This is a genomic window from Corynebacterium tuberculostearicum, from assembly GCF_046097255.1.
In the GTDB taxonomy this organism is placed as follows: domain Bacteria; phylum Actinomycetota; class Actinomycetes; order Mycobacteriales; family Mycobacteriaceae; genus Corynebacterium; species Corynebacterium tuberculostearicum_J.
Genome location: NZ_CP175770.1, coordinates 2,300,842 through 2,323,970, shown reverse-complemented (window position 1 = coordinate 2,323,970; position 23,129 = coordinate 2,300,842). Strand labels below are relative to the sequence as shown.

The 23,129-nt window shown below is 53.3% G+C and carries 19 protein-coding genes and 1 pseudogene; 8 read left to right on the top strand and 12 right to left on the bottom strand.

Annotated features, from left to right (window positions below):
- Window positions 1-4: 4 nt before the first annotated feature.
- A complete protein-coding gene (istA, locus tag ACKFRY_RS11040; protein ID WP_408922858.1) occupies window positions 5-1,612 on the bottom strand; it encodes an IS21 family transposase in 1,608 nt (535 codons plus the stop codon).
- A gap of 158 nt (window positions 1,613-1,770) precedes the next feature.
- Here istA and ACKFRY_RS11035 point away from each other — a divergent pair, with 158 nt between their 5' ends.
- Both ACKFRY_RS11035 and ACKFRY_RS11030 read left to right on the top strand, forming a co-directional pair.
- Window positions 1,771-1,962: a hypothetical protein gene (locus ACKFRY_RS11035; RefSeq protein ID WP_408922857.1), complete on the top strand. Its 192-nt coding sequence runs from the start codon at window positions 1,771-1,773 to the stop codon at window positions 1,960-1,962.
- Window positions 1,962-2,555: a recombinase family protein gene (locus ACKFRY_RS11030; RefSeq protein WP_200436346.1), complete on the top strand. Its 594-nt coding sequence runs from the start codon at window positions 1,962-1,964 to the stop codon at window positions 2,553-2,555. The genes ACKFRY_RS11035 and ACKFRY_RS11030 overlap by 1 nt, the downstream gene beginning before the upstream one ends.
- Before the next feature lie 519 nt (window positions 2,556-3,074).
- On the opposite strand, the gene ACKFRY_RS11025 is transcribed toward ACKFRY_RS11030, so the two are convergent.
- Complete coding sequence (locus ACKFRY_RS11025; RefSeq protein WP_150851540.1) at window positions 3,075-3,647, bottom strand: hypothetical protein; 573 nt, start codon at window positions 3,645-3,647, stop codon at window positions 3,075-3,077.
- Window positions 3,648-4,975: 1,328 nt separating this feature from the next.
- On the opposite strand from ACKFRY_RS11025, the gene ACKFRY_RS11020 reads away from it, so the two are divergent.
- Window positions 4,976-6,210, top strand: a protein-coding gene (locus tag ACKFRY_RS11020; RefSeq protein WP_179387020.1) for an IS3 family transposase whose coding sequence is annotated in 2 segments (ribosomal slippage) — window positions 4,976-5,264 and window positions 5,264-6,210 — 1,236 coding nt in all. Because the reading frame shifts where the segments join, the coding sequence is not laid out codon by codon here.
- A 1,289-nt stretch (window positions 6,211-7,499) separates the two neighbouring features.
- Here the strand turns inward: ACKFRY_RS11020 and ACKFRY_RS11015 are convergent.
- The gene (locus ACKFRY_RS11015; protein WP_150851201.1) at window positions 7,500-8,111 is read right to left on the bottom strand and encodes a hypothetical protein; all 612 of its coding nucleotides are present in this window, start codon (window positions 8,109-8,111) and stop codon (window positions 7,500-7,502) included.
- A 460-nt stretch (window positions 8,112-8,571) separates the two neighbouring features.
- Between ACKFRY_RS11015 and ACKFRY_RS11010 the strand changes: the two genes are divergently transcribed.
- Together ACKFRY_RS11010 and ACKFRY_RS11005 are read left to right on the top strand one after the other, a co-directional pair.
- Window positions 8,572-8,808: a ribbon-helix-helix protein, CopG family gene (locus tag ACKFRY_RS11010; protein ID WP_150851200.1), complete on the top strand. Its 237-nt coding sequence runs from the start codon at window positions 8,572-8,574 to the stop codon at window positions 8,806-8,808.
- Window positions 8,792-9,055: a type II toxin-antitoxin system RelE/ParE family toxin gene (locus tag ACKFRY_RS11005; protein WP_150851199.1), complete on the top strand. Its 264-nt coding sequence runs from the start codon at window positions 8,792-8,794 to the stop codon at window positions 9,053-9,055. The genes ACKFRY_RS11010 and ACKFRY_RS11005 overlap by 17 nt, the downstream gene beginning before the upstream one ends.
- Before the next feature lie 98 nt (window positions 9,056-9,153).
- Here the strand turns inward: ACKFRY_RS11005 and ACKFRY_RS11000 are convergent, their stop codons facing one another.
- Entirely contained in the window at window positions 9,154-9,405 is a 252-nt protein-coding gene (locus tag ACKFRY_RS11000) for a Clp protease N-terminal domain-containing protein (RefSeq protein ID WP_080970062.1), read from the bottom strand.
- Between the two features lie 1,369 nt (window positions 9,406-10,774).
- The gene (locus ACKFRY_RS10995; RefSeq protein WP_200436336.1) at window positions 10,775-12,139 is read right to left on the bottom strand and encodes an MFS transporter; all 1,365 of its coding nucleotides are present in this window, start codon (window positions 12,137-12,139) and stop codon (window positions 10,775-10,777) included.
- A 178-nt stretch (window positions 12,140-12,317) separates the two neighbouring features.
- Here ACKFRY_RS10995 and ACKFRY_RS10990 point away from each other — a divergent pair, with 178 nt between their 5' ends.
- The gene (locus ACKFRY_RS10990) at window positions 12,318-13,112 is read left to right on the top strand and encodes a helix-turn-helix transcriptional regulator (protein ID WP_023025228.1); all 795 of its coding nucleotides are present in this window, start codon (window positions 12,318-12,320) and stop codon (window positions 13,110-13,112) included.
- Here ACKFRY_RS10990 and ACKFRY_RS10985 read toward each other — a convergent pair.
- From ACKFRY_RS10985 to ACKFRY_RS10960, 6 genes and pseudogenes are all read right to left on the bottom strand, one after another.
- A protein-coding gene (locus tag ACKFRY_RS10985; RefSeq protein WP_200436337.1) for an IS3 family transposase occupies window positions 13,113-14,359 on the bottom strand; the annotation gives its coding sequence in 2 pieces (ribosomal slippage) (window positions 13,113-14,035 and window positions 14,035-14,359; 1,248 coding nt in all).
- A gap of 928 nt (window positions 14,360-15,287) precedes the next feature.
- Complete coding sequence (locus ACKFRY_RS10980; RefSeq protein ID WP_147761269.1) at window positions 15,288-15,800, bottom strand: hypothetical protein; 513 nt, start codon at window positions 15,798-15,800, stop codon at window positions 15,288-15,290.
- 263 nt (window positions 15,801-16,063) lie between these two features.
- Window positions 16,064-17,289 (bottom strand): IS3 family transposase gene (locus ACKFRY_RS10975; protein WP_100619247.1). Its coding sequence is split into 2 segments (ribosomal slippage): window positions 16,064-17,010 and window positions 17,010-17,289, totalling 1,227 coding nucleotides; the frame shifts between segments, so codons are not numbered across the junction.
- A 93-nt stretch (window positions 17,290-17,382) separates the two neighbouring features.
- Window positions 17,383-17,694, bottom strand: a pseudogene (locus ACKFRY_RS10970) (replication initiation protein); the annotation flags it as partial.
- A 525-nt stretch (window positions 17,695-18,219) separates the two neighbouring features.
- Window positions 18,220-18,486 carry a hypothetical protein gene (locus tag ACKFRY_RS10965; RefSeq protein WP_150851485.1) on the bottom strand — a complete coding sequence of 89 codons (267 nt, stop codon included), beginning with the start codon at window positions 18,484-18,486 and terminating at the stop codon, window positions 18,220-18,222.
- Entirely contained in the window at window positions 18,483-19,073 is a 591-nt protein-coding gene (locus ACKFRY_RS10960; RefSeq protein ID WP_150851486.1) for a ParA family protein, read from the bottom strand. The genes ACKFRY_RS10965 and ACKFRY_RS10960 overlap by 4 nt, the downstream gene beginning before the upstream one ends.
- Window positions 19,074-19,495: 422 nt before the next feature.
- On the opposite strand from ACKFRY_RS10960, the gene ACKFRY_RS10955 reads away from it, so the two are divergent.
- The gene (locus ACKFRY_RS10955; protein WP_150851487.1) at window positions 19,496-20,029 is read left to right on the top strand and encodes a hypothetical protein; all 534 of its coding nucleotides are present in this window, start codon (window positions 19,496-19,498) and stop codon (window positions 20,027-20,029) included.
- 515 nt (window positions 20,030-20,544) lie between these two features.
- On the opposite strand, the gene ACKFRY_RS10950 is transcribed toward ACKFRY_RS10955, so the two are convergent.
- Window positions 20,545-21,770 (bottom strand): IS3 family transposase gene (locus tag ACKFRY_RS10950; protein ID WP_100619247.1). Its coding sequence is split into 2 segments (ribosomal slippage): window positions 20,545-21,491 and window positions 21,491-21,770, totalling 1,227 coding nucleotides; the frame shifts between segments, so codons are not numbered across the junction.
- Window positions 21,771-21,884: 114 nt separating this feature from the next.
- Between ACKFRY_RS10950 and ACKFRY_RS10945 the strand changes: the two genes are divergently transcribed.
- Window positions 21,885-23,077, top strand: a protein-coding gene (locus ACKFRY_RS10945; RefSeq protein ID WP_100067808.1) for an IS3 family transposase whose coding sequence is annotated in 2 segments (ribosomal slippage) — window positions 21,885-22,164 and window positions 22,164-23,077 — 1,194 coding nt in all. Because the reading frame shifts where the segments join, the coding sequence is not laid out codon by codon here.
- The last annotated feature ends 52 nt before the right edge of the window (window positions 23,078-23,129 follow it).

Genomic DNA, 23,129 nt, shown 5'->3' with positions numbered 1-23,129 from the left:
CCTTCTAGTTTTCGTAGTGGTCAGCAGGCCGGATAAAGACGGCATCGGCCACGTCGCCGGTAAGCGGGGTACTTGGGCGTGGTTGGCGCTTGGCCACAGGCTGTGTTTTTGGCCCTGGTTCCCCGGGATGTTGTTGGGCGTGGGCAATGTCAGTCTGGAGGCGTTTGATCACTGCCATCGTTGGGGCCAGCTTCTTGTCCACGACCTGCTGGCAGGCAGGTTCCAGGGTGGCTTTGTTGTGCTTTTTGCCCAGGTTGGCCAACACGTTGCGTGCCTGGATGAGTCCGCGGGGTACGGCGGCACTATTGCGGTCGAGGATCATCGCTATGACTGCGTGCGTTGCTGCCCCAAACGACGAGGCCCAGGCCAAAAGCTCATCACGGGTAAGCGCCTTGTGGCCTTCATCATCGCCACGCGGCCCATGCTGAGGGTTGGTGGAATACCGGTATTTGAATCCGTGAAGGCGCGTGTGTTCAGCAACAAGCTGCTCCCCGTTGAAGACGCTCACCAGTTGCGGGGTGAGCCTGACTGTTACCGACTCTCCTACCAGCTGAAATGGCACTGAGTAGTACTGGTAGTCACAGGTGATGTGCCAGTTGCGATCGACTTTAAGCCGCTTATAAGACACTTCCGTAAACGGCGTCGGCGGAAGATCCCGCATCATTGGTGCTTCTTCTTTATCAAAGCGCATCTGCCGTGTTGAGCCATCAGGCCGCGTCATTGCGCCGTTGATAACAGCAAGACGGCAAGCGATCGCCTCATTAAGCTCATCAAGGTTATAGAAGACCTCGTTGCTAAAGTAACCCAGGATTTTGGTGTAGGCGATTTTCACGGCACGCTCTACCGCTGCCTTGTCACGAGGCCTGCCGGGCCTAGTCGGCACAATCGTGACCCCGTAATAGTCAGCAAACGCTGCGTAGCGGTCAGTGACCATCCGGTATGTAGAGGTCTTCTTCGGCCGATAAGTCGCCGTAGAAGCATTATCTGGCACGATGATTGCTGGTACTTTGCCAAGATAATTCAACGCCTTAACATGGCACTCAATCCACGCCGACATCTTCTCATTCGCAGCAGCAGTAACGTACATCAGCCCTGAGTACGGGCTGACCGAGACAAACAATGACGCCTTGAACACGGTATCACCACTGGCCTGATCTACTACAGGCACTTTGTCACCGGCCCAGTCAACGTAAAGCTCTTGGCCTGGCTCATGGGTGATAACTTCGACGAGATCGTTGGCACGCAGAAATTCATTGAGCCCACTGCAGAACTGGGAGTACTGGTACTTTGTCTTATCCGTCGGACAAGGCTTCGACACGTAGTCCATCCACAGCTTATGCCTGGTCACATGCTTCGTACTTTTCAGCTTGCGTGCAAGAGCATGAAAATCAGGCTGGTCGTAGGACAGCGTCCGCTTACTCCGGCCATCACTGAATCGATCATCGAACCATCCCGGTGGGAGCTGACGGAAGCGCTCTGGAGTTAGTGCCTCATCGTTGATGACTTTCTTTGCTCGGGATACTTCTCGTCGTGAACATCCCAATGCATGTGTGATCTGCGCGTAGCTAGCACCATCAAGGCACATCGCGATGATCTGTTTGAAGTTAGCCACAAGGACCGGCTCCTTCCAAGTAGAAGTTGACGCAACACCAGCGGATTGTGGTGTCGCCAACATCAACTATGAAAGAAAACCCCTTGCAGTACCGGGTACGCGGAACACCGGTACCAACTACGCAGACTCGCGGTACCAACTACCCCAAATCGACACGGGTGAAAGATCTGCATGGTGGGTTGTCGTCGGGGCAGCAGGCGTTGGGCAAGATTGTGCAATCCTTGCTTGCTGACGCTGATGGTCTCGACGGGGCGCAGTTGTCTGACTTGGCGCGGGTGGTTGAGTCGTATCGTGATGCGGTCATAGAACAAGAGAATGCTGCCTTTAAACCTTCGCGGGGCGAAGACTAATGGGCAATGACTCTGGTTCGCATGGTCAGCGGGTGGGCTATATCCGAGTTTCCACGGTGGAGCAGAACAATCAGCGCCAGAAAGAACTACTCAATGCTTCTGGCAAGATTGACCGGTTCTTTGAGGATAAGATTTCCGGACGCACCAAGACCGCGCGCCCTGGGCTTGGCGAGTGTATGGCCTATGTGCGCGACGGTGATGAACTCGTCGTGTCGTCGATTGATCGCCTCGCCCGTTCGCTGACAGATCTGCGCGGGATTGTTGATGAACTCACCGGCAAAGGTGTGACTGTTACTTTCCTGCATGAGAATCTCGCGTTTGCGAAAGACACCACAGATCCGCGCGCGGATTTAATGCTCGGCATTCTCGGTAGCTTCGCGGAGTTTGAGCGGGCCATTATCCGCGAGCGCCAGGCGGAGGGGATTGCGTTGGCGAAAAAAGCTGGCAAGTACAAAGGCCGCAAACCCGCCCTTAGCCCACAACAGGTGGCGGAGATTGAGCGGCGCGTGCTGGCGGGGGAGTCGAAAGCAGCCTTGGCGCGGGAATTCGGGGTCACTCGTCCTACGGTGTATCGGGCGTTGAAGAACGTCTAAGCGTCGGCGGCGTGAGGGTAAATCTGCGCACCCACGGTGCCTGCCGTATGGCAGGACATATGGCTAAGCACATAGAAAATATATGTTTCCGAGAATGCGCCACTACCCGCACTGTCTACGTCTAAACGACAGCAGTAATAAATAGGAAAGGGCACTCCCACCAGCGGGAATGCCCTCGTTTGCTCGATTCAGAAGGGGAATTTGAGGCCTAAGATAAGGCCCACGAATGTGTCACACATACCCAAATAGGATAAATAACTGATGCCCGTATAGATCTCATTTAAGGGGAGACTTTGGTCCTGCGCCAAACCGTATAAGTTCCGACGAGAAAAATGACGGCAAAGACTCCAGCGATTCTAAAGTAGAAAAAACCATTTTCTAATCTACGAGAAATATCGGCTAATGAGGTTGAATTCCCCTCAGCCAAAGCCTTAGCAACGTGTATCGCATTTAAACCGCCAATAAGATACCCGAGACAAAGCGATAACGATATAAAAATCGCAATCTTCATCAGAGCTACTAGGGATGAATTGCGTGACACTGCTCTCCCTTAAATTCTCCCATTACAAATAGACGTGCACACTCAGCATTGCTTTTAACATCGAAGTTTTTGAATCCGGCATCATGTGCATGCCCAAGAGAGCAATCATTGTGGGTTGCCCCCTTACGAGTTGCATGAATCCCATTCTCGTCTCTATTTTGGTAGTCCACTCTCCAGTTACACAGCGTTCCGTTAGTGAACGTCACGGATGCACTTTCGGAGTCTATGTGACCGCCTTTACCCTTAATTGCATGCTCAAGATTCACTACGGGAACTTTGAAGTCATGCCCTTGAAACGTAAATCCAAAGCCGCTGATTTGGGCCGATCCGAATGCTGATCTATCCGCAGTGTTCGGAACTGGATCACTTCCTTCAGGAAGGTAATTGTAGGCCGTTGGATCAGTACTTTGGTAGTTTCCGCCCATAATCGTTTGGGACTCTTCCTGCTTTCCTTGTGTCGTTTCTGCTTGAGCGGTTCCAGACAAGACAGGAAGGATAGCCAAGGCAGATAGAAGGGAAGCGGCAGTTTTCAACATCTTAGTCTTATTCACAGTTTTCCTAACCATAAGAAACACCTTACTTATACTAAAGTAAAGCTGAAATTTGCTGTCGTCAAGGCAGTAAACTTATACGCAGTCGTCAGCCCTTCCATATGTCCGACTGTATGCAGTTTTACCTGCTGGTTCCTGCATTGAACCGGACCCCAAAATGCTAGTCCACAGGATTAATAGACCAAAGGAAATGAGCGGTACCACCAGTTCCTACGAGAGTCCAGCGTGGGCAAAAGGAAAGAGGGGACAAGGATTATTGCTGCACTTATGCTGCCTCCAAGCGCGGCGTAATACATACGGTCTTGTGGCTGTTCGCGGCGGATGGCCTGGATGATTAGGACTAAAACTACTGCGAGTGCGGCGAGGGCGAGGGTCGTGTACATTCCTCTTCTCCCTTTTTGGGGTTGATGCTTATCCTATCGGGAGGGTGTGCACGGTCTTTGAGCTGCAATTCCCAGGAATCAGGGGCCATAGGCGGTAGATGGCATGCAGCCTCTCGGGCGGGAAAGTGGTCTACAGTGCCTGCTTGCCCGGGCAGGCAGCTCGTAGGCTTATATGCTTAGTGGTTATGGCCCCTACGACTGTTTTTGACCGCGCTACCATTCGCCACAACCTCACCGAATTCAAACTCCGGTGGATTTCCCACGTTGAGCAGTGGAAGGCGGAAAACCGTCCTGCAACAGAGTCTAAAGCCGCTGAGACGGACTGCTCAGTACATGGGGATCTCTGGACCTTGGCCACGGAAGTTTTCGGTCAAGCACCCGAATTCGACTTCCCATATATGAAACTCACTCGGCAGGAATGTAGGCTCCTTTTTCTGCCGAGAAACGACATCAGCTTGAGCTGCTTCACGCGTGGTAAACGCAGCTAGTATATCTGGGCTTATTTCCTGGTGGCGCACGGAGGAATGTTGCGCATACCCTTCCCTAAAAACGAGATAAACAAGTCTCGGGAAATGACCCTTGTTTAGTTTCCCTCTCCAGCCTTGAAGGGGAACTTCTTCAGTCCAACAGGTTATATCTGAAGAATCAACATGCTCGCCCATGGCACGCTCCTGCTCCCTAGTTAAAGCTATTCCGACGAATTCCTCGTCATACGTAGCTTCCGTACGCGCAAAGAGCACAAAGATTCTAGCCTGGTTGCTGTTATCTGAAGTTCTACCTATTAAACCTTGCATGCTTCTCTAAACGGTTTAGTGTTAACAGTCGCAGTGTAAGTTTTACCGTCGTCTACGATAGTTCCCGTAGTCGAGCCAATAAAGTTCGTATCCACTAAACCTGAAGTGTCCCAGGTTTTGTTCCGTCTGAGTAGATGGGAAAATCTGGAATATGCCAAGAAAATTTGACCAGGATGCAAAGGACCGTGTGGTCCGTCTTGTAGAGGACCGTATCTTGGCGGAAAATATGTCGATGCAAGCCGCGTGCAAGGCAGTAGCTCCAAAGTTGGGGGTTTCATGGCACACGGCTCGTCAGTGGACCCAGCAGGCCCGTCGTGCGGGAAGCATCCCAGAACCTGTGCCTGAAGACTTGGCCGCGGAAAACGCGAGGCTACGCCGTGAAAATCAAGAGCTACGCGACACCAATGAGCTACTGAAGGCTGCCTCGGCTTTTTTCGCGTCGGAACTCGACCCAAAACGTCGGAAATGATCCGGTTCATCGATGAGTATCGGGATCGTTTCTCCATCGAGTTCATTTGCGAGACGTTAAACACCCACCGTGTTGGCGGTTTCATCACGTCCCGTGGATACCGCCAATCAAAAGCCCGTGGTATGAGTGCCCGCAGTCTTCGTGACGCTGCTCTAGTCGCGCACATCGCCGAGGTCCATGAAGAAAATTTTAGCGTCTACGGCATCCGTAAGATGTGGCATACTCTGCGCCGTGAAGGAATCGACATTGGCCGTGAGCAGACCGCACGCCTGATGCGTCTTGCTGGAGTCAGAGGCAAAGGTAAAGGTAAGTCTCCTATTACTACCCGCAAGCCGAAGGGACCAGATCTGCGTCCTGATTTAGTTAATCGCAAGTTCAACGCCCCGGCACCGGCCCGATTGTGGGTGGCCGATATTACTTATGTGCGCACTAGAAAAGGATTCGTGTACACCGCTTTTGTTACCGACGTGTTCTCCCGAAGGATCGTCGGGTGGGCACTATCTGATTCAATGCGTACCGAGGCGCTGCCGCTGCAGGCGCTTAATCAGGCGATTGTCAGCGCGAAGGAAACAACGGGGCTGATTCATCATTCAGATCATGGCTCACAGTACGTCAGCATTGTCTACAACGAACGGCTGGCTGAGTATGGAATTGCTGCCTCTACCGGGACAGTAGGAGATTCCTATGACAATGCTTTGGCCGAAAACGTCAACGGTTCCTACAAAAATGAGCTGATTCATCGGCGGTCGTGGGACAGCGTAGTTGACGTGGAGATCGCGACGTTTGAATGGGTTAATTGGTGGAACGAGGTACGGCTTCACCAAAGTCTCGGCTATCGCACGCCAGCTGAGGTTGAGTCAGAGTTTTGGGAAACCAACCCGGCCCAAGAAATAATGGAAATCAAGGCAAATGCCTAGGAACAAAACCCGGGACACTTCAACACTTGACTATTCTCAAGTACCTTGATGTTGGACATAGTCATAGACATAATTCACTACTTTGACAAGGGACTAAGCTTCCGCTTTCTGAGGCGTCTTGGTAAGAGACCAGTATTCTTCCTGCCACAAATGGTTTAGCATTCTCGCTTTATCAGCCGTCACCGTTCAACTTTCCTTTGTTCTAAGCAATACGCAGACATAGTGGTGAACGCAGGAGTGGACACAGTATGAACTGGGCAAAGTTGCTCTGCGTTCATATTTCTGTGCAGCAAGATTGATGAAACAGCATACGGATACGTGTATCTCGTTGTGTGTTTCCCCTCATGAGCGACTTTTACAAGGGAGGGCGGAATTACGCTACTGAGCCCCCTCAGGTGCGGCTGCTAACGTTATTTCTGGTTCACAATCACGCCCCGCCACCTGTGGTGGGGTGTGTGCGTGGCTTCCTCGTCGGTGCGCGGTAAGGCCCGCGCGTGACGTGGGCTGTCCCGCGCGCCCTTTTTTCAGGCGAGCGGACAACCCTACGACGTAAAGGGAGGTAGACAATGGGTAAACACTCATTGGATACACCCGGTCACAAGAGAAAAGACCCCGCCACCAAAGGAGCTGCAATCCTTAACTTGGTGAGCGGAGTCCTCAACGTTGTGACCGCTACCGTGAGGCTCATCGCGGTGATGCTTCACGTGGGTCTTTAGACCCGAGGGTCTCAACGAGCTGGCACTCGTTGGGGGCCCTTTTTATTGTGCAGCGGCAATTCAAAGGTGAACTGTGCTGTCGTGTTTTAGGCTAATGCGCGCGCGGAGGTTTCGCAATACTCCCGCACTGGGGACTATGTCCTTTCGCTGCAAGGAAATAAGTTTCTTTGGCTTATTTAGCTAGAGAGACTCATCAATAGGAATAGGTTTATACCTATCCACCTCTAGCTAGAGTTGCCCATTTCCCCTATTCTCGTCTTGTATGCTCCCCTGCCTTCGCTGTTTCTCCCATAAATATCTACGAATCAAGAAGATAGGCAACACTAAAACGAAGTAAAAAGTCATATACCCCACTACATGAAGAAATATACCGTCAGAACTTACTTCGCTCCATGAAACCCCCTCTACGCTTGATGAGGACACTCCACGCCAACCGGTCACTTGGCTTACGTAGAAGCCAGCGATAACCATTAGCGGTAGTACAATAAAGGAAAACCACCACGGAGGTATCCACGGTTTTCCATTTTTCTGGGTTTTACGTAAAGCCCCTCCGAAGCCCATTATAACCTCCTTCTAGCCCAACTTTTCGCTGACAGCACAAGACCCCGCATAAAGTGCAATCTTTCCAACCCACGCTACGGGCCCACCAATTGCACTAATTCCGTAGTCAAGGGCGGCCGTTGCACCATTAACAGAGGCTACTTGGACGATCTTGTCCGCAGCAGCTTTCCACTGTTTATTTTTCAACAAAGCTCCAATGGCCGATGCATCTTGCGGGGACATAGGAACCGGAGCAAAATTCCACACCACACATTCCGCATATGTTTTCAGGCTGCGAGTCGAAACAGATGGTTCGTCTTCGCTTGGCACCGGAGCTTCCATGATTTTTGCTAGGGCTTCCGCTTCCTCTAGAGAAACCCCTTCCCGTTCAGCTGCGGCATGGTCGACGGACCAAGAACCCGGAGCATTCTCATAAACAACCTCTGTGAAAAGGGTTTCGAATCCTTGGGAAATCTCTTGGGAAATTGCTTCCTGCTTTGCGTCACTAAGCGGGGATTCCGTCGTTGCAGTGTTTGTTCCTTCCACTCTTGGAGTTTGTGACTGAGCAACTGGAGCCATTCCAAATGGCAACGCCAAGACGACTGCTGCGGTTAAAACTGAACGAGCTGTGGAGGTAAGTTTCATAGAGATAGACCTTTCAAGTAGGAGAGCGGTTGCAAGAAGGGTAAGGGTTATCCGCCGCGAAATTGCTATGCAAATGATAGGGATTTTCCCTTAGTCAGCCACAGACTATCAAAGTCCTTCACCTGCATCTATAGATTTCAGATATTTTGGCGCATTTTTACATTTAGACGAGATGTATAAAACGCATACCCCATTAAACAATCACGGACAGCCGCACTGAGACCTTCGTGTAGTTCTACCTGCGGGTTCTAGATTAATCAAGGAATGAGAGACGCCCTGCAAGCGTGATATGCGCGTTCTCCACCATGCGTGTGAAAGGGGGAGTACAGTTCTGCGAAGGCGCTTTGGGGGGCCGAAGGGGGTTTCTTGGAAAAGGGGACATTCCTAGCGTGGTGGACTTTACTTTGAAAAATAGCGCTACAGGTGTACAAATCGTTTCACCTGGTGTAAACATGTTTACATGAGTGGATCGGTAATTAGCTTGCGCGTTGATTCCAAGCAAAAGGAGCGCCTTGATGCGCTTGCTTCTCGAACAGGGCGATCTGGGGCGTTTTATCTTCGCAAGGCTCTTGATTCCTATTTAGATCAACTTGAGTACGTATACATTCTTGAAGCAGAAGCTGAGGCAGCTCGACGCGGCGAGCTAGAGACAATTTCGCTCCAGGAACTAGAGGACGAGTGTGGCTTGGTCGATTAGGTTTACTCCGCGTGCTGCGAAATCTTTCCGGAAGCTTGATAAGCCTGTACAAAAACACATCAGTAAGTTTCTCCGCGAGGTAGCAGAGCTAGACGATCCACATGTACGCGGTAAGGGACTTGTTGGAGACAAGTCCGGCTTGTGGCGGTGGAGAGTAGGAGACTACCGAGTAATTTCCTCTATCCACGAAGACACCGTAATCATTAACATCATCGATGTCGGCCACCGGCGCAATATTTACCTATAGACACACCGCCTACAGCCGCCACTCCTGCCATTCCTTGGGTGGAGTCTAATGCTTTGGTGGCGAAGTTAGTGGCGATCATGTTTTGATCAATGATCAAATTAGTTTTTACGTGGAAGAAAAGAAGCGCGATTAGTCGGTTGTTTATATCCTTCCTTTTCTAAGTAGGAGGATAGATTTCTCCGGAACATGTCAGCATCATATTCAGCGTCAAGAACTTGATAAGGAATTGAGTCCTCATCTTGTAGGAGAGCTAGTTGCAGATGCTCGGCGCCTATTTTGTCTACACCAGCTTGTTCTGCGATTGAAGCGGCAACCGCGAAGCATTCTTGTGCCCTAGGTGTTAGTTCCATGGTTAAGTTAATTTTCTACTGTAATACAGTTTCGCTCCACTCCCAGTACGGATCCTTGAAAATGGGGTTTATGTGCCTGCACGACCAGAATCGTCGTCCTCCCTCGGCGTCTTCGGTTTCAACCATTTCCCCATCGTTGGATGGACCACACTCTTTTTTGGGCGTGCCGTCTGGATGTCCATCGACCTTTGTCCACCCATAAGGGATTGCAGCTACTGGTTGAGCAGAAGATAGGGCAGGTTCTGCAGCAACAGCTGAATTCGGAGACAAGAGAAGGAAAGCTGCCATTGAAGCGGTGATTAAATTGCGGACTTTCACACTGGCCACCTCGACTAGGCATCGTAGTTAAGTTGCTCGCCTTCAATGCTAATGGCAAAGGAACTGAGATTCATCAATTAAGCAATAAGTAGTAAGTTTGCGCAGGTGCTTTAGGTAAAAGGAACTCGCTTCGAAGGGTGCCGCCTTTGTTTGTCTTGCTGGGGTTAGTCGTTGAGAACGATCGAGACTGGAGGGCCGTAGAGCGATGCTTGACGTAGGTCGATCGTGGAGTAAAACTCGTATTCCTTGTTCAGCGTGGCGTCTGCGAGGTTGCCTCTTACTGCGGCGTCCTACTCCCCGCTATAGCGTGCCAAGATGAACCCGGTTGCGCATGCCCAGGCTTCGGCGCGAGTCCTGAAGCATGGAGTGGTGAAGTACTCCTCATTGGTGGTGGGGTTGAAAATAACTGCTGTCGTCACAGTGGTCCTTTCTCTCGGTGTGACTCTTTTAGTGTATGAGCGCTGTGTGCATACCCCGGTGGGCTGAGGAGCATAGGTGACTACGAAAAGGGACTGCTCTCTTTTGCGCGTGCGCGCCCTAACGTTTTGAGCGCGCTCTGTTGCTCATACTGGTCAGGCAATGCGCCGGCGCATTGCCTGACACAAGCGACCTGCTATCTGGTCACCGGTGTTCATACTCTCTGACCATGGCCTATGGTCGCTGGCGCGCCTAGTTTCATGGTACAAAGCCCTAGGCGACTGGCCTCAGGGCTACAAGCCTTGCAGCGCGCCTCGGCTGCCTATGCATGAGAACGAAACTCCTGGAGCGTCCAGGAAAGACGCGCTCCGGAGCGTTCCTCGCCGAGACAGACCCGTACAGTGTCATTAGTTCGCCGGTGGTTTGCCCCAGTCAGGGCGCTTGGTTAGGTGCCACGACCCGCACGAGGGCATTCGTAGATCCGCAGCGGCCCTGCCCGTCGCGACCGTTTCAGTGCTACATGCACGGCGTCATCATAGTGCTCGTGTTCGCGTTTACCAGTTTCGGAGCACAGTACGCGTTCGACTGGCGGCTTCTTCGACCTCCTCCGATGGTGCTTCATCACACAATGATTCTAAACTTCAGGTGTAACTGGCTCCTGTAGGTGACTGATGATGGTGGCAGCAACTACGAGCGCTGCGGCACCGAAGACTCCACCGGCGACCGCGACGGCTGTGTGGAAGCCTGTGAGGAACGCTCCACTGGCGACCATTACGCCGAGGACTGCGACGCCGACGACGCTGCCGGTCTGGCGGGCGGCATTGATGACTCCTCCTGCAATGCCGACATGTTCCGGCGGGGCCGAGGCCACTGCGGCCGAGGTCGCGGCCGGCATCGCGAAGGCCATCCCGAATCCAGCCGTGAAGGTCAACACCGCGACCACCACGTAAGGGGTTTCTGCGGTGAGCAGCACGAGGCTGCTGAAGCCGATCGTGCCGACTACCAGGCCGGTGAGCATGGTGGGGAACGCGCCCCACCGGGCGACGGCACGGCCGCCCAGCGGTGACGCGATCACGGCGCTGCACGCCTGTGGTGCCAGCGCGAGGCCTGCCAGCCACGGCTCGTATCCCAGGTACTGCTGGAAGAAGAGGGAGAGCACGAAGAGTTGTCCGAAGAAGCTGATGTTGAGCGCGAGCCCTACCATTGCGGCCACGGAGAACCGGGCACGAGTGAACAAGGCCATCGGCAGCATCGGGTCCGGGTGTCGTCGCTCTGCGATGATGAACAGGGCGAGGAAGACGCCCCCGGCGATCAGCGCGGCTACCTGCCAGGGTGACCATCCGTGTTCGCCTGCGGTGATGACTGCATAGGTTACTGCCACCAGCGTGAGCATGGAGAGCACCTGTCCGGGTAGGTCCACCCGTCTCGCGCGACTGCCCGTGAGCGCGGGAATTGCCCACAAGGTGAGCAGACAGCCGATAGCGACGATGGGGAGGTTGACCCAGAACACCGCCCGCCACCCGATCGTCGACACCAGCGCTCCGCCCAGGACCGGTCCGATCGCGGCGGCAACACCTCCTGCGCCGCCCCACAGCCCGATGGCGCGTGCTCGTTCCTTCGGATCGTCGTACACAGCCGACAGCAATGCCAGAGAGCCCGGCACGATCGCTGCCGCGCCCACGCCCTGGACGGCGCGACCAGCGACGAGGAACCCGCCTGTGGGAGCGAGGGCGCACACGGCCGAGAGCACAGCAAAGACCACCAGGCCAGCGAGGTAGACCCTGCGGGCCCCGAGACGGTCGCATGCGGCCCCAGCTGTGAGAAGGAACGCGGCGAACACGAGGGTGTAAGCGTCGACGACCCACTGCAGTGAGCCCACCGTCGTGTCGAGGTCAGTGCCGATCTCGGCGAGGGCGACATTGACGATGGTCGTATCGAGCATGACGATGAAGAAACCGAGGAGGGTCGCGACCAGCGCCGTGAGCCGATGCGCGGTCATACGCGAGACTCCAGCGAAGCCTCGGCGGGCGGGTGGCCGAAGTAGGTGCGCTTGCTCAGGTCTTGATCCCAGGTCCGGTAGGACCGGTCCAGCAGTGTCGGCAGCACCAGATCGAAGTGCCCGCGTAGCCGTTGGCGGTCCCCGTTCATCGCGATCGCTCCCTTCGCCTCCTGATGCAATGAATCTGGTGAGTTCAGACTACGCCTGCGATTGTTCGGTCGTCACCGAACAGTTCCGGGTGCACACTGGAGGCATGGTTGCGCGCGTGTTTCCTGAAGCGGTCCCGGATATCTCGACAGTCGCGTCGGCTCTGGCTGACTCGTCGCGGGCGGCCATGTGTGCTGCGCTCATGGACGGGCGGGCCTGGACGGTTGGTGAACTGGGCAGGTACGCGGGCCTGGCCCGGTCGACGGCGAGCGAGCATGTTGACGTGCTCGTCACCCACGGTCTCGTCCACGACATTCGGCAGGGCCGGCACCGCTACATTCGCCTGGCCGGGGAAGACATCGCACGAGTGGTCGAGAGCCTTGGCGTGGTCGCCCGCTCGCCCCTGCCCACTCCTCACAGCCTCAGCGCGTCACGGGCGAATGCGAACCTACGTGAAGGCCGCACCTGTTATCAGCACCTCGCCGGTAAGCTCGGGGTGCGCCTGGCTGAACAACTGGAAGAGCACGAGTTCATCGACTCGCACTGTCAGGTCACTAATCAAGGTCATCGCTTGTTCATACAGTGGGGTGTGCCCCCGAAGATGCTCGACACGGGCAGGTCGTGCATGGACTCCACCGAACGCCGCTTCCACCTCGCCGGCCCTCTCGGCACGGGAATCTGCAAGACTCTGCTGGATAAGGAATGGCTTTCCCGCAGGGGTCGTACCCGGGCCGTGCGTCTCACTCCCGCCGGGCGGGCAGCGCTCAACGACGCGGGGATCTCCCTCAATGGGCCCGAACCCCGGAAAGTGGACACGGGGATTTAATCACGATGCGATAGTAAGTGTAGCTAACCCGGCGTCTTCGAAGGCGTTCGGTGAGCGGTAACCGCACCATGAATACAATCGTTTGGTGTTGTACCGCGTGCACCACCGAAACACATCCTGGCGGCAGGCCAACTGACTAGTGAAAACAGACTCATCCTGCAGGACTTCCCGCTTCAACGAGGCGTTGAACGACTCCGCCAACGAGTTGTCCGCACTCGTCCCGATCGCGCCCATCGACTGGGTGACACCGAAGCGCACGCATAGTCTCCGGTACTGATCAGAGGTATAAACACTGCCGTGATCCGAGTGGAAGATCGCCCCGTCTAGGCTCCCGCGAACCTTCCGGGCCATCGTCAGGGCTTCTTCAACCAACTCGGTGCGCATGTGATCAGCGATCGCAAACCCCGTCAACTGCCGCGAATAGCAGTCGATAACCGTGGCCAGGTACATATTCGACCCGTCCGCGATCGGCAGGTACGTGATGTCGCCGACGTAGACCGCGTTCGGCCTGTCCGCAGTGAACCGGCGTTGCAGCAGATCCGGAAACCTCGGGGCCCGTTTACTCGACGTCGTCGTTTTCACCCGGCGTTTCCTGGTGAAACCAAAAAGGCCCATCTGCCGCATCAGCCGGGCGGTGCGCTTGTGATTGAGACGGCCGCCCTTGCCCCGGTCGTTGACGGGATCGGAGTTGATCGCCGCAGTCACTCGTTTCGCGCCGTAGCAGCCGTTCTCGGCGTTGAAGGTGGTCTTGATCTGCGCTCCCAGCACCGCGTCATCGACGAGGCGTTGCCGGCGAGCAGGGGCAGCTGATTTCCAGGCGTAGTAAGAGGACCGATTGATTTTCAGGACCTGGCATAACCGCTTGACCTCGTAGAGGTCTCGATGGTCGTCAACGAACCGGAAGCGGTTCACCAGTTCGTCTCTTCCGCGAAATACTTGGCCGCCTTACGAAGGATTTCTCGTTCCTCGCGGAGTTTGGCGTTTTCGCGTTCCAGTACGCGGATGCGCTCGGCGTCCGACAGTCCTGAGGCAGCGGTGGCGGAGTCCGACGCGGCGATGAGGCTGGCGACTTTCTCACCGTTGGCATTGGTTTTGGTGCGTGTGCCGAAGGCATCGAGCCAGCTGCGCAGCGAGTTGCGGTTGACCCCGAGATCGGAGGCGATCGCGTTGATCGTTGCTCCGGGAGTCGACTCGTACAACGAGACTGCGTCACGCTTGAACCGCTCGGTGTAGGTCTTGCGTGGCATGGTGGAAAGGTACCTCACTTCCCCAGCGACATGCTGGTTTCAGCGTGTCCACCACCAGGGGGTCAGGTCCTCTCGCGCAAGGTACGGGTGCTGACTGTAAATACTGTGGGGTTACCCGTAAGGGCAATAAGGTGTGTAGTTGCGGTGGGGTGTCTTGGTGGCAACCAAATCTATTGATTTGGGCGGCAGCCCAACGAGCCGTCAGGCGAGGCGGGAGCATAAACCGTAACCCGTAGTGAACGGTTTTGTTGGTTGATCGGCTGGGGATATAGATCTACAGGGATATAGTTATAAGCCACCTGGGAAAATAGAGAAACCCGCAGGTAAACCCCTGTGGGTAACTAGCCCTTTAACGGTAAATATGCGCAGCTTGCTTTTGGGGTAAAAAGAAAGCGCCCCGGAGGGCGCTAGTCTTTCGTGTTCGGTTTAGTCGAGTTCGGGGCGTGGTGGTTTCTGTTGAACTGATGGGGCGGTTTTAGTGACTGTCACACCGTTCGTGTCTGCTGTAATGCCGGCGTTGGGCCATGCGGTAGTGAGCTCAAGAATGGATTTCTTTATTTCATTACAGAAGTTTCTTCGTGCGTACCAGAGAGCCTCCTGCCGCTGCAACAGCTAGCGTAGCTACTAGCGCGGGAAAATACACATCCTGTGTGAGTAAAAAATCATGTACAAAGATTGCGATGCTAAAGCAGAGTCCAATCCACATTGTGAATAAACCAAACCGGCGTATTCCCCGTTGCTGAGCTTTTCGATCTAATCTTTGTCTCTCTGGAAGGAGAACAAGCAGCAAGGCACCAATGACTGCGATTCCAATACTCAAAGGAAGTTGGCGAAAAAACGCGAAAACACATGTTAGTGCTGACACTATTATGCCGAGTTCTATTCGAGTGACGTGCATGATCTCTTTTCCAAAATTAAGCACTTGCTTTTAGCACTGGCTGCCCACAAGAGCGAAGAAAGCATCGACTCCATAAGCCCAAATAGCGGCGGCTAGTGCTGCCCCTGCAGGTCCCTCGGCTGCGATTATTCCCGCTGCTGCTGTCCAACCGACATGATGAATTATTCCTACTGCCCAAAGTAGCATCGCACAAGGCACCGAGGACCAATTAAAATATGGAGTAACAACAGGTTTTCCCTGTTCCGAATTTCCTCGCGTATTTGGAATCTTAAATGTTTGTTCATTGTTGTTTTCATCGATTACGGTCGCTGTGCCTGCAGCTTTATCAACCGTGACTTGATATTGATGATCTGGGGTCGATACTTGGAATTGACTTCCTGAAAGCCTTTGAATCTTAGAGCCTTCGGAAAATAAAGTATCTTCAGAATTCTTGGGCACAGATTGATGCTTTGACTGAGCTGTCATAGGAGCCGGTGTCGCGTGAGCCTCTACGCCGGTAAAACTAAGGAGTGCGGCAACCAAAAACGCCACGGTTTTTCTCATTGTTTTCCTTTCTAAAGGTGATGTCCACAAACATTTTTGATTTTAGATCTAGTTAGGAAAGATAAGAAGAGAGCAAACTTACAATGTGATAATGAACTAAATTCAGAGTTTTTACACTGTTGAGTTGCCAGTTACTGAGAGCTGTTTATTTGGGTGAGTACTTTTAGGTTCTAAGTAGGGAAGTCTCATATCACGGGTGGGGCGTTTTGGTGGCAACCAAATCTATTGATTTGTGAAGCGTCCTGGGTTTAGTTCCGCTTCTTTTACGGCCCTGTGTTGATGGGCTGGGTGAGATAGTACTCGGTTTCTACTTCCTGTGGGGTGGCGTAGTCCAATGCTTCGTGAAGTCGCTTAGTGTTCCACCAATGCACCCACCGCAAGGTGGCCAGTTCGACTTCTCCGACCGACGTCCACGGGCCCTGGGCATGAATCAGTTCCGCCTTGTAGAGACCGTTGACTGTTTCGGCTAGTGCATTGTCGTAAGAATCGCCGATTGTTCCCACACTCGGGCGGATTCCTGACTCAGCTAGCGCGGTGGAATACTTCAGTGACACGTACTGGCTGCCCCGATCGCTGTGGTGAATTAGTTGGTTTCCATGGATTCGTCCTGCAGTCGTTAACGCATGTTCCAATGCCTCCATGGGCAGCGCATCGGTGCGCATTGTCGAGCGTGTAGCAACACCAACAATTTTTCGGCTGAAGACATCCACGACAAACGCGGTGTAGGCGAATCCTGACAGGGTGCGAACGTAGGTAATGTCGGCAACCCAAAGCCTGCCTGGTGCCTGCGCACGGAAGTTTCGGCGCACTAGGTCCGGGCGATGATCCGGTGTCTTCGGGCTTACCGTTGTTATTGGGGTTCGCCCACGTCTGCGGCCAGAAACACCTGCAAGTTTCATCAGACGTGCGGTCTTGTCGCGACCAATATGAAAGCCTTCGCGGTTCATCGCGTGCCACATTTTGCGGATGCCGTAGACCGAGAAATTCTCCGCATGCACACGCTGTATCTCTGGGATGAGCAGGCTATCGCTTAAGGCTCTTGCGCTGGGAACACGTGTGGTGGCTTTGCGGTAGCCGCGTGAAGTAATGAATCCACGATCTGCTTGTTTAAGGACTCGGCAGATGGCCTCGACCCCAAATTGATCTTTGTACGCGTCGATGTAGGAGATCATTTGGTCGTGGGTCGGTCGAGTTCCGCTGCGAAAAAAGCCGAAGCAGTTTTAAGAATCCCGTTTGCTCGTTTCAGTTCGCGGTTTTCGCGGCGCAGACGCCTGAGTTCTTCTTCCATTGTTTCGCCGCCTGAAGCGTCAGAATTATCGCGTACTGAGGCGCTGTCACGGTACCAGGCCCGCAACGTGTGGTGAGATACTCCAAGCAGCTCACCGACCTCTGTGTAGGCGCGTTGCAGTGAGCAAGACTCCAGGCGGACCATTTCGATGATCTGATGGACCGCCTTCTCCTTGAACTCGACGGAATACTTTCTAGGCATAGTTCAATCCTTCCTTAGCTGAGGTAGGAACTAAACCCAGGACGCTTCAACCGGGCTGGATATCAGGTGTCTACCTAACGGGGGCCAGGTCCCACCTAGTACGCGTGTGGTTGCTGCCAGCAACTTCATCTGCGCTGATTTACCACCCCGGTCAGCGTAGACGGGATCAATAAGCCAAATGAACTGAGCTTTCCCGTTAGTCGGGTTGATTCCCACCCAAGCCGGCCCGATGGTGTGCGAAATAAGTGAGCGCACCACACTACGTACATAAGGGTTTAAGTCTGCGGGGTCACCACCGGCTGTTCCTATCTGGTCAACGTCAACAACCAGGACGGCGGCATACTGCTTACTGGTAAGCATGACGTACTCGCACCGTCCTAAAGCCTCAGTGTCGAAGCGATACATGCGCGGCGAGTTCGTACCGTCAGCATTACGCATATAAGACTTGGAAAAATCCCGTCCAACAGACCCGTGGAGCACCTCGCGGCCTAAATGCGCGCGGAGCAAGTCGCGGTCACTGGCGGATGCTGGGGTGTTATCCAGCCCGCCACGATCTGGTTCGACACGGGTAGGTGTTTTAATGTGCGCGTTTTGCGCGTAAGCCTGTAGACTCATGGCCATGCTTTCTCCCAGAGATGAGCTGGGTGATAAGCGAAAGTCACTGGGTTGCCGCCCGGTGGCTTTCTTCGTTTTCACTGTCTCCCACCGACTCTAAATGACACCAGTGTCATTTAGTAGTCATGACACGCGAAAAATGTGCCTTTTACCTGCAGTTACGCATGGCTTTCCATGTGTAACTGTTTTCGTCTGCAGATCTACTTCCCCATTTTCTCGTGCGCATATTTACCGTCACTGCGGTGGGGATGACGCATGTGGAACTGCTGGGTTTACAGGAATACATCTTTACATAACCTGTATTCCTGTAAACCCTTATTTATTGTTGCGCACGTATTCTTCGAGGTAGTTGCTGACAATCTCGCGTATGGTCACTCCTTTTTGCGCGGCGATGACTTTGAGTTCTGAGTGAAGTTCTCGGTCAATTTCGACGGTCATCTTCTTGACGTAGTCGCGGCCGGTGGGTTGGTGGAATGCACCTCGTACTGTTTTCTTCTCCACTGCCGGGGTCGGCTTTGCGGTTTTCTTTGTCGAGGTTCGCGGGCCTTGCTGTGCTCTGGCGCGTTCTTTGCTGGTGCTCATTTCATCATCTCCATGAGTTCGTCTGCGACCTGTTCATAGCCGTGCATGTCTGGGCCTGGGCAGTAACCGAAGGCTAGGTGCATGTCCTCGCGTAGCGGTATTTCGGTTTTAAAGTGGGGCATTTGTTCTGCATCAAGCGCTTCTCGTGCAGCATCAAGGGCACTGGTGCCTTTCCTGGCAAACGTCAGCAGGACTGCATGTGGTGTTCCGCTAACTGCGTCGCGCAGTTCCCACACGCGGGAAAGGTCAGCGGCAGCAGAACGGGTCGGAAGAATGATGAGGTCACTGACAGCGATTGCTGCTTCGATAGCGTTCTCGTCTCCTGGCGGTACATCGATGAACATGAACTCATCGTCTCCGACGAGTGCTGCTTGCCTATCAACGCGCTTGGGAATGGACAGCTCGACCTCAAACGGTAAAGGGTCGCCTCCGTCTTCCGCGCGTTCCGACCATTCCAGAGCTGAGCCCTGTCGGTCTAAGTCTGTGACTGTCACGGTCTTTCCTCGGTGGGCGAAAACCGTAGCGAGAAACATCGTTGTAGTGGTCTTGCCAACGCCACCCTTGACGTTAATGGCAGTAATGATCATGGCTTCTCCTAGATAAACAAATCCTTACATCTGTCACTTTACATATTTACAGCTATACACTTCTACATTTATACAGGTTAATCTACAGATTAGAAGCAGGGTACAAAAGAGCATCCTGAAGGCTAAATTTCCATAGTCTGGCCCGTCCAAATAAACAGGGATCTGACACTCGTCGAAAAATGGTCAGGATCGAACAGGTCATGCCAAAGGAGTTCAGAGAACATATCCTCAGTAAAGGATCTGTCAATAGCCCACAAGCGCCAAGCAAGCCAACAGCTAAAGGAGACCCTTTCCTAGGTAAACCTACTCAATCCCTGAGTTTTACACGATATTTCAGATAGAAAAATAGTAAATCTCTATGTAATATTTATGCTTGCAGGTACTAAACGCTTGCTTCACCACTCCAGCCCCCGAAAGAGAAGATGATGAAATTTAAAAAGCCCCTCTGGGGAGCATCTCTGGTTGTCCTCACCGCCTTTTCCGCAGTTCCTAATGCAGTTGCGTCTACCGAACCAACCGTTCGTGCCGCCGCTGATTCTGCTTCCGAATCAGTAACTGAGGAATCGATGCAGGAGCTAATTAGCTACGTTGATTCACTTCCTGAAGACGTGGTTAGGGAAAAGAACGACAGGGATCTTGCCTCCTATATCGCTAGCCATGCCCCGAAAGAGTACTTCCCTCCCGTCACCACCTATAATGCCTGGGAATGTGCAGGAGCCATCACCCTAATCATTGCCGGCACAATAGTTCCAATATCGAAAGCGGTTAAGATCGCTAAGCTTGTACGCGGATTGGGCGGCGCAAGCAAAGTCGGCAAAGCAATATCAGAGGCTGGTGGCATCAGGAAGATCGTGGCCACTAAGGGGGCCTCCATTAAGGCTGAGTCTATGAAAAATGGCTTACTCTCCCTAGCCGCAGAGCTAACGGGAATCGGCACTGCGCAAGAGAAGTGCTAAAAGTACTCCATGAAGAAAGCTTCAACATATATAAGTATTGCGCTTTGCATAATATGCATCGTGTTGGCGATAGCCCACGTTGGCTTCCCTACACTTTCCCTTGTTGTACTAGCTCTAGCATTTCTTACTAGTGTTATTGGAGATATTCCGAACAAGAGCAAGCGCTGAAGTAAGGGAATCTACTTCTTACTAGGTAGTAGTTTCCAAAGGTAAACATATGAACAACAAATAGCTCCTCGACTCCCCTTGAGGAGCTATTTTTCATTTCCTGAGTAACCCTTTAAATAGAATAACCTGTGGTTGCACACTGAAAGAATAGCCAAGTTCTAATAGAACATTGGATCTAGTTCAATCGCGTAAAAGTATGCCTTGAACAGGATTTCACTATTTTGGAGAATGGATTACCCTCGTTCTTTGTATTCTATCTCATCTTCCGCTTGCCTAATCCATCGGGCAAGCGTTGGCTGCGATATGTTTAGTCGCTTTGAAGCGTCCTGGGTTTAGTTCCGCTTCTTTTACGGCCCTGTGTTGATGGGCTGGGTGAGATAGTACTCGGTTTCTACTTCCTGTGGGGTGGCGTAGTCCAATGCTTCGTGAAGTCGCTTAGTGTTCCACCAATGCACCCACCGCAAGGTGGCCAGTTCGACTTCTCCGACCGACGTCCACGGGCCCTGGGCATGAATCAGTTCCGCCTTGTAGAGACCGTTGACTGTTTCGGCTAGTGCATTGTCGTAAGAATCGCCGATTGTTCCCACACTCGGGCGGATTCCTGACTCAGCTAGCGCGGTGGAATACTTCAGTGACACGTACTGGCTGCCCCGATCGCTGTGGTGAATTAGTTGGTTTCCATGGATTCGTCCTGCAGTCGTTAACGCATGTTCCAATGCCTCCATGGGCAGCGCATCGGTGCGCATTGTCGAGCGTGTAGCAACACCAACAATTTTTCGGCTGAAGACATCCACGACAAACGCGGTGTAGGCGAATCCTGACAGGGTGCGAACGTAGGTAATGTCGGCAACCCAAAGCCTGCCTGGTGCCTGCGCACGGAAGTTTCGGCGCACTAGGTCCGGGCGATGATCCGGTGTCTTCGGGCTTACCGTTGTTATTGGGGTTCGCCCACGTCTGCGGCCAGAAACACCTGCAAGTTTCATCAGACGTGCGGTCTTGTCGCGACCAATATGAAAGCCTTCGCGGTTCATCGCGTGCCACATTTTGCGGATGCCGTAGACCGAGAAATTCTCCGCATGCACACGCTGTATCTCTGGGATGAGCAGGCTATCGCTTAAGGCTCTTGCGCTGGGAACACGTGTGGTGGCTTTGCGGTAGCCGCGTGAAGTAATGAATCCACGATCTGCTTGTTTAAGGACTCGGCAGATGGCCTCGACCCCAAATTGATCTTTGTACGCGTCGATGTAGGAGATCATTTGGTCGTGGGTCGGTCGAGTTCCGCTGCGAAAAAAGCCGAAGCAGTTTTAAGAATCCCGTTTGCTCGTTTCAGTTCGCGGTTTTCGCGGCGCAGACGCCTGAGTTCTTCTTCCATTGTTTCGCCGCCTGAAGCGTCAGAATTATCGCGTACTGAGGCGCTGTCACGGTACCAGGCCCGCAACGTGTGGTGAGATACTCCAAGCAGCTCACCGACCTCTGTGTAGGCGCGTTGCAGTGAGCAAGACTCCAGGCGGACCATTTCGATGATCTGATGGACCGCCTTCTCCTTGAACTCGACGGAATACTTTCTAGGCATAGTTCAATCCTTCCTTAGCTGAGGTAGGAACTAAACCCAGGACGGACCTGACCCCTGTTTGGTGGACACCTGATATCCAGCCCAGTCGGGCTGGAAGAAAGGTAATCTACCACCATGTCCAGGTACTCCGAACAGTTCAAACGCGATGCCGTGGCCCTCTACGAAAACAATGAGGACCTCTCACTGAACTCAGCATCAGCAGAGCTCGGTATCAACCGTGCCTCGCTGCATTCTTGGATCAAGAAGTACGGCACCGGCAAACGTGCCCGCACAAAAAGCATGCGCGACAAGGTCCAAGCAGCGAATGATTCCGAACGGATCCGCCAGTTAGAAAAAGAGAACGCAAAGCTGCGCGAAGAACGTGACATCCTGCGCAAGGCCGCGAAATATTTTGCCGAAGAGACTCACTGGTGATCCGCTTCCAGTTTGTCTATGACCACCGAACCGAATTCTCGGTTAAGCGGATGTGCCAGGTGTTAAAGCTCAATCGCTCCTCGTTCTACAAATGGGTGCAAACCCGCGAAGAACGCAGGTTAAAGACGTGTTCGGATGCTCTTATTGGTGCAAGAATCAAGACCATCTTCGATGATGAATACGGGCTTTATGGTGCTAAACGCATCGCTGCAAGCCTTAAAGCCGATACGAGCTTTGGCCCGATAAATCACAAGAAAGTCGCACGAATCATGAAATCCATGGGACTTAAAGGCTTTACCAAACGCCGCCGATGCGTCACTACCAGGCGTAAGCCTGGTCACCGCGTCATGCCAGATCTAGTAGGCCGCAGATTCACAGCTGACAGGCCAAACCACGTCTATGTAGGCGACATTACGTACCTGCCGTGTAAGGGCGGCAAGAACATGTACCTGGCCACGGTCATCGACGTCTACTCGCGCAAACTTGTCGGACATGCACTCGCCGATCACATGCGGGTATCACTGGTTATCGAAGCTTTGTCCCATGCCAGGAAAGTCCGCGGAAGCCTTAAAGGGGCAATTTTCCATTCTGATCACGGCAGCGTGTACACCTCACAAGCCTTTAGGAACTATTGCTCGTCGTTGGGTGTGCGCCAGTCTATGGGAGCGGTAGGAACGAGTGCTGATAACGCCCTAGCAGAATCGTTTAACGCCACGCTCAAGCGGGAAATCTTGCGTGACAGGAAAGTCTTTGACAATCCGATCTCCTGCCGCCAAGAAGTCTTCCGGTGGTGCATGCGCTACAACACACGCCGACGGCACTCCTGGTGCAATCTTTCAGCTCCTGACGTCTTTGAAGCCGAGAATTCAGCTACACTGACTAGAGCAGCATAGCTAACCCCCGACGTGTCCACTTTCCGGGGGTCAGGCCCGACGCTTCAGCCCA

What these genes read in the sequence shown, in the direction of transcription:
- ACKFRY_RS11030 (WP_200436346.1), top strand. Translation starts at nt 1,962, where the DNA reads ATGGGCAATGACTCTGGTTCGCATGGTCAGCGGGTGGGCTATATCCGA.
- ACKFRY_RS11015 (WP_150851201.1), bottom strand. Translation starts at nt 8,111, where the DNA reads ATGAAACTTACCTCCACAGCTCGTTCAGTTTTAACCGCAGCAGTCGTC.
- ACKFRY_RS11010 (WP_150851200.1), top strand. Translation starts at nt 8,572, where the DNA reads ATGAGTGGATCGGTAATTAGCTTGCGCGTTGATTCCAAGCAAAAGGAG.
- ACKFRY_RS11000 (WP_080970062.1), bottom strand. Translation starts at nt 9,405, where the DNA reads ATGGAACTAACACCTAGGGCACAAGAATGCTTCGCGGTTGCCGCTTCA.
- ACKFRY_RS10995 (WP_200436336.1), bottom strand. Translation starts at nt 12,139, where the DNA reads ATGACCGCGCATCGGCTCACGGCGCTGGTCGCGACCCTCCTCGGTTTC.
- ACKFRY_RS10990 (WP_023025228.1), top strand. Translation starts at nt 12,318, where the DNA reads ATGAATCTGGTGAGTTCAGACTACGCCTGCGATTGTTCGGTCGTCACC.
- ACKFRY_RS10980 (WP_147761269.1), bottom strand. Translation starts at nt 15,800, where the DNA reads ATGAGAAAAACCGTGGCGTTTTTGGTTGCCGCACTCCTTAGTTTTACC.
- ACKFRY_RS10965 (WP_150851485.1), bottom strand. Translation starts at nt 18,486, where the DNA reads ATGAGCACCAGCAAAGAACGCGCCAGAGCACAGCAAGGCCCGCGAACC.
- ACKFRY_RS10960 (WP_150851486.1), bottom strand. Translation starts at nt 19,073, where the DNA reads ATGATCATTACTGCCATTAACGTCAAGGGTGGCGTTGGCAAGACCACT.
- ACKFRY_RS10955 (WP_150851487.1), top strand. Translation starts at nt 19,496, where the DNA reads ATGATGAAATTTAAAAAGCCCCTCTGGGGAGCATCTCTGGTTGTCCTC.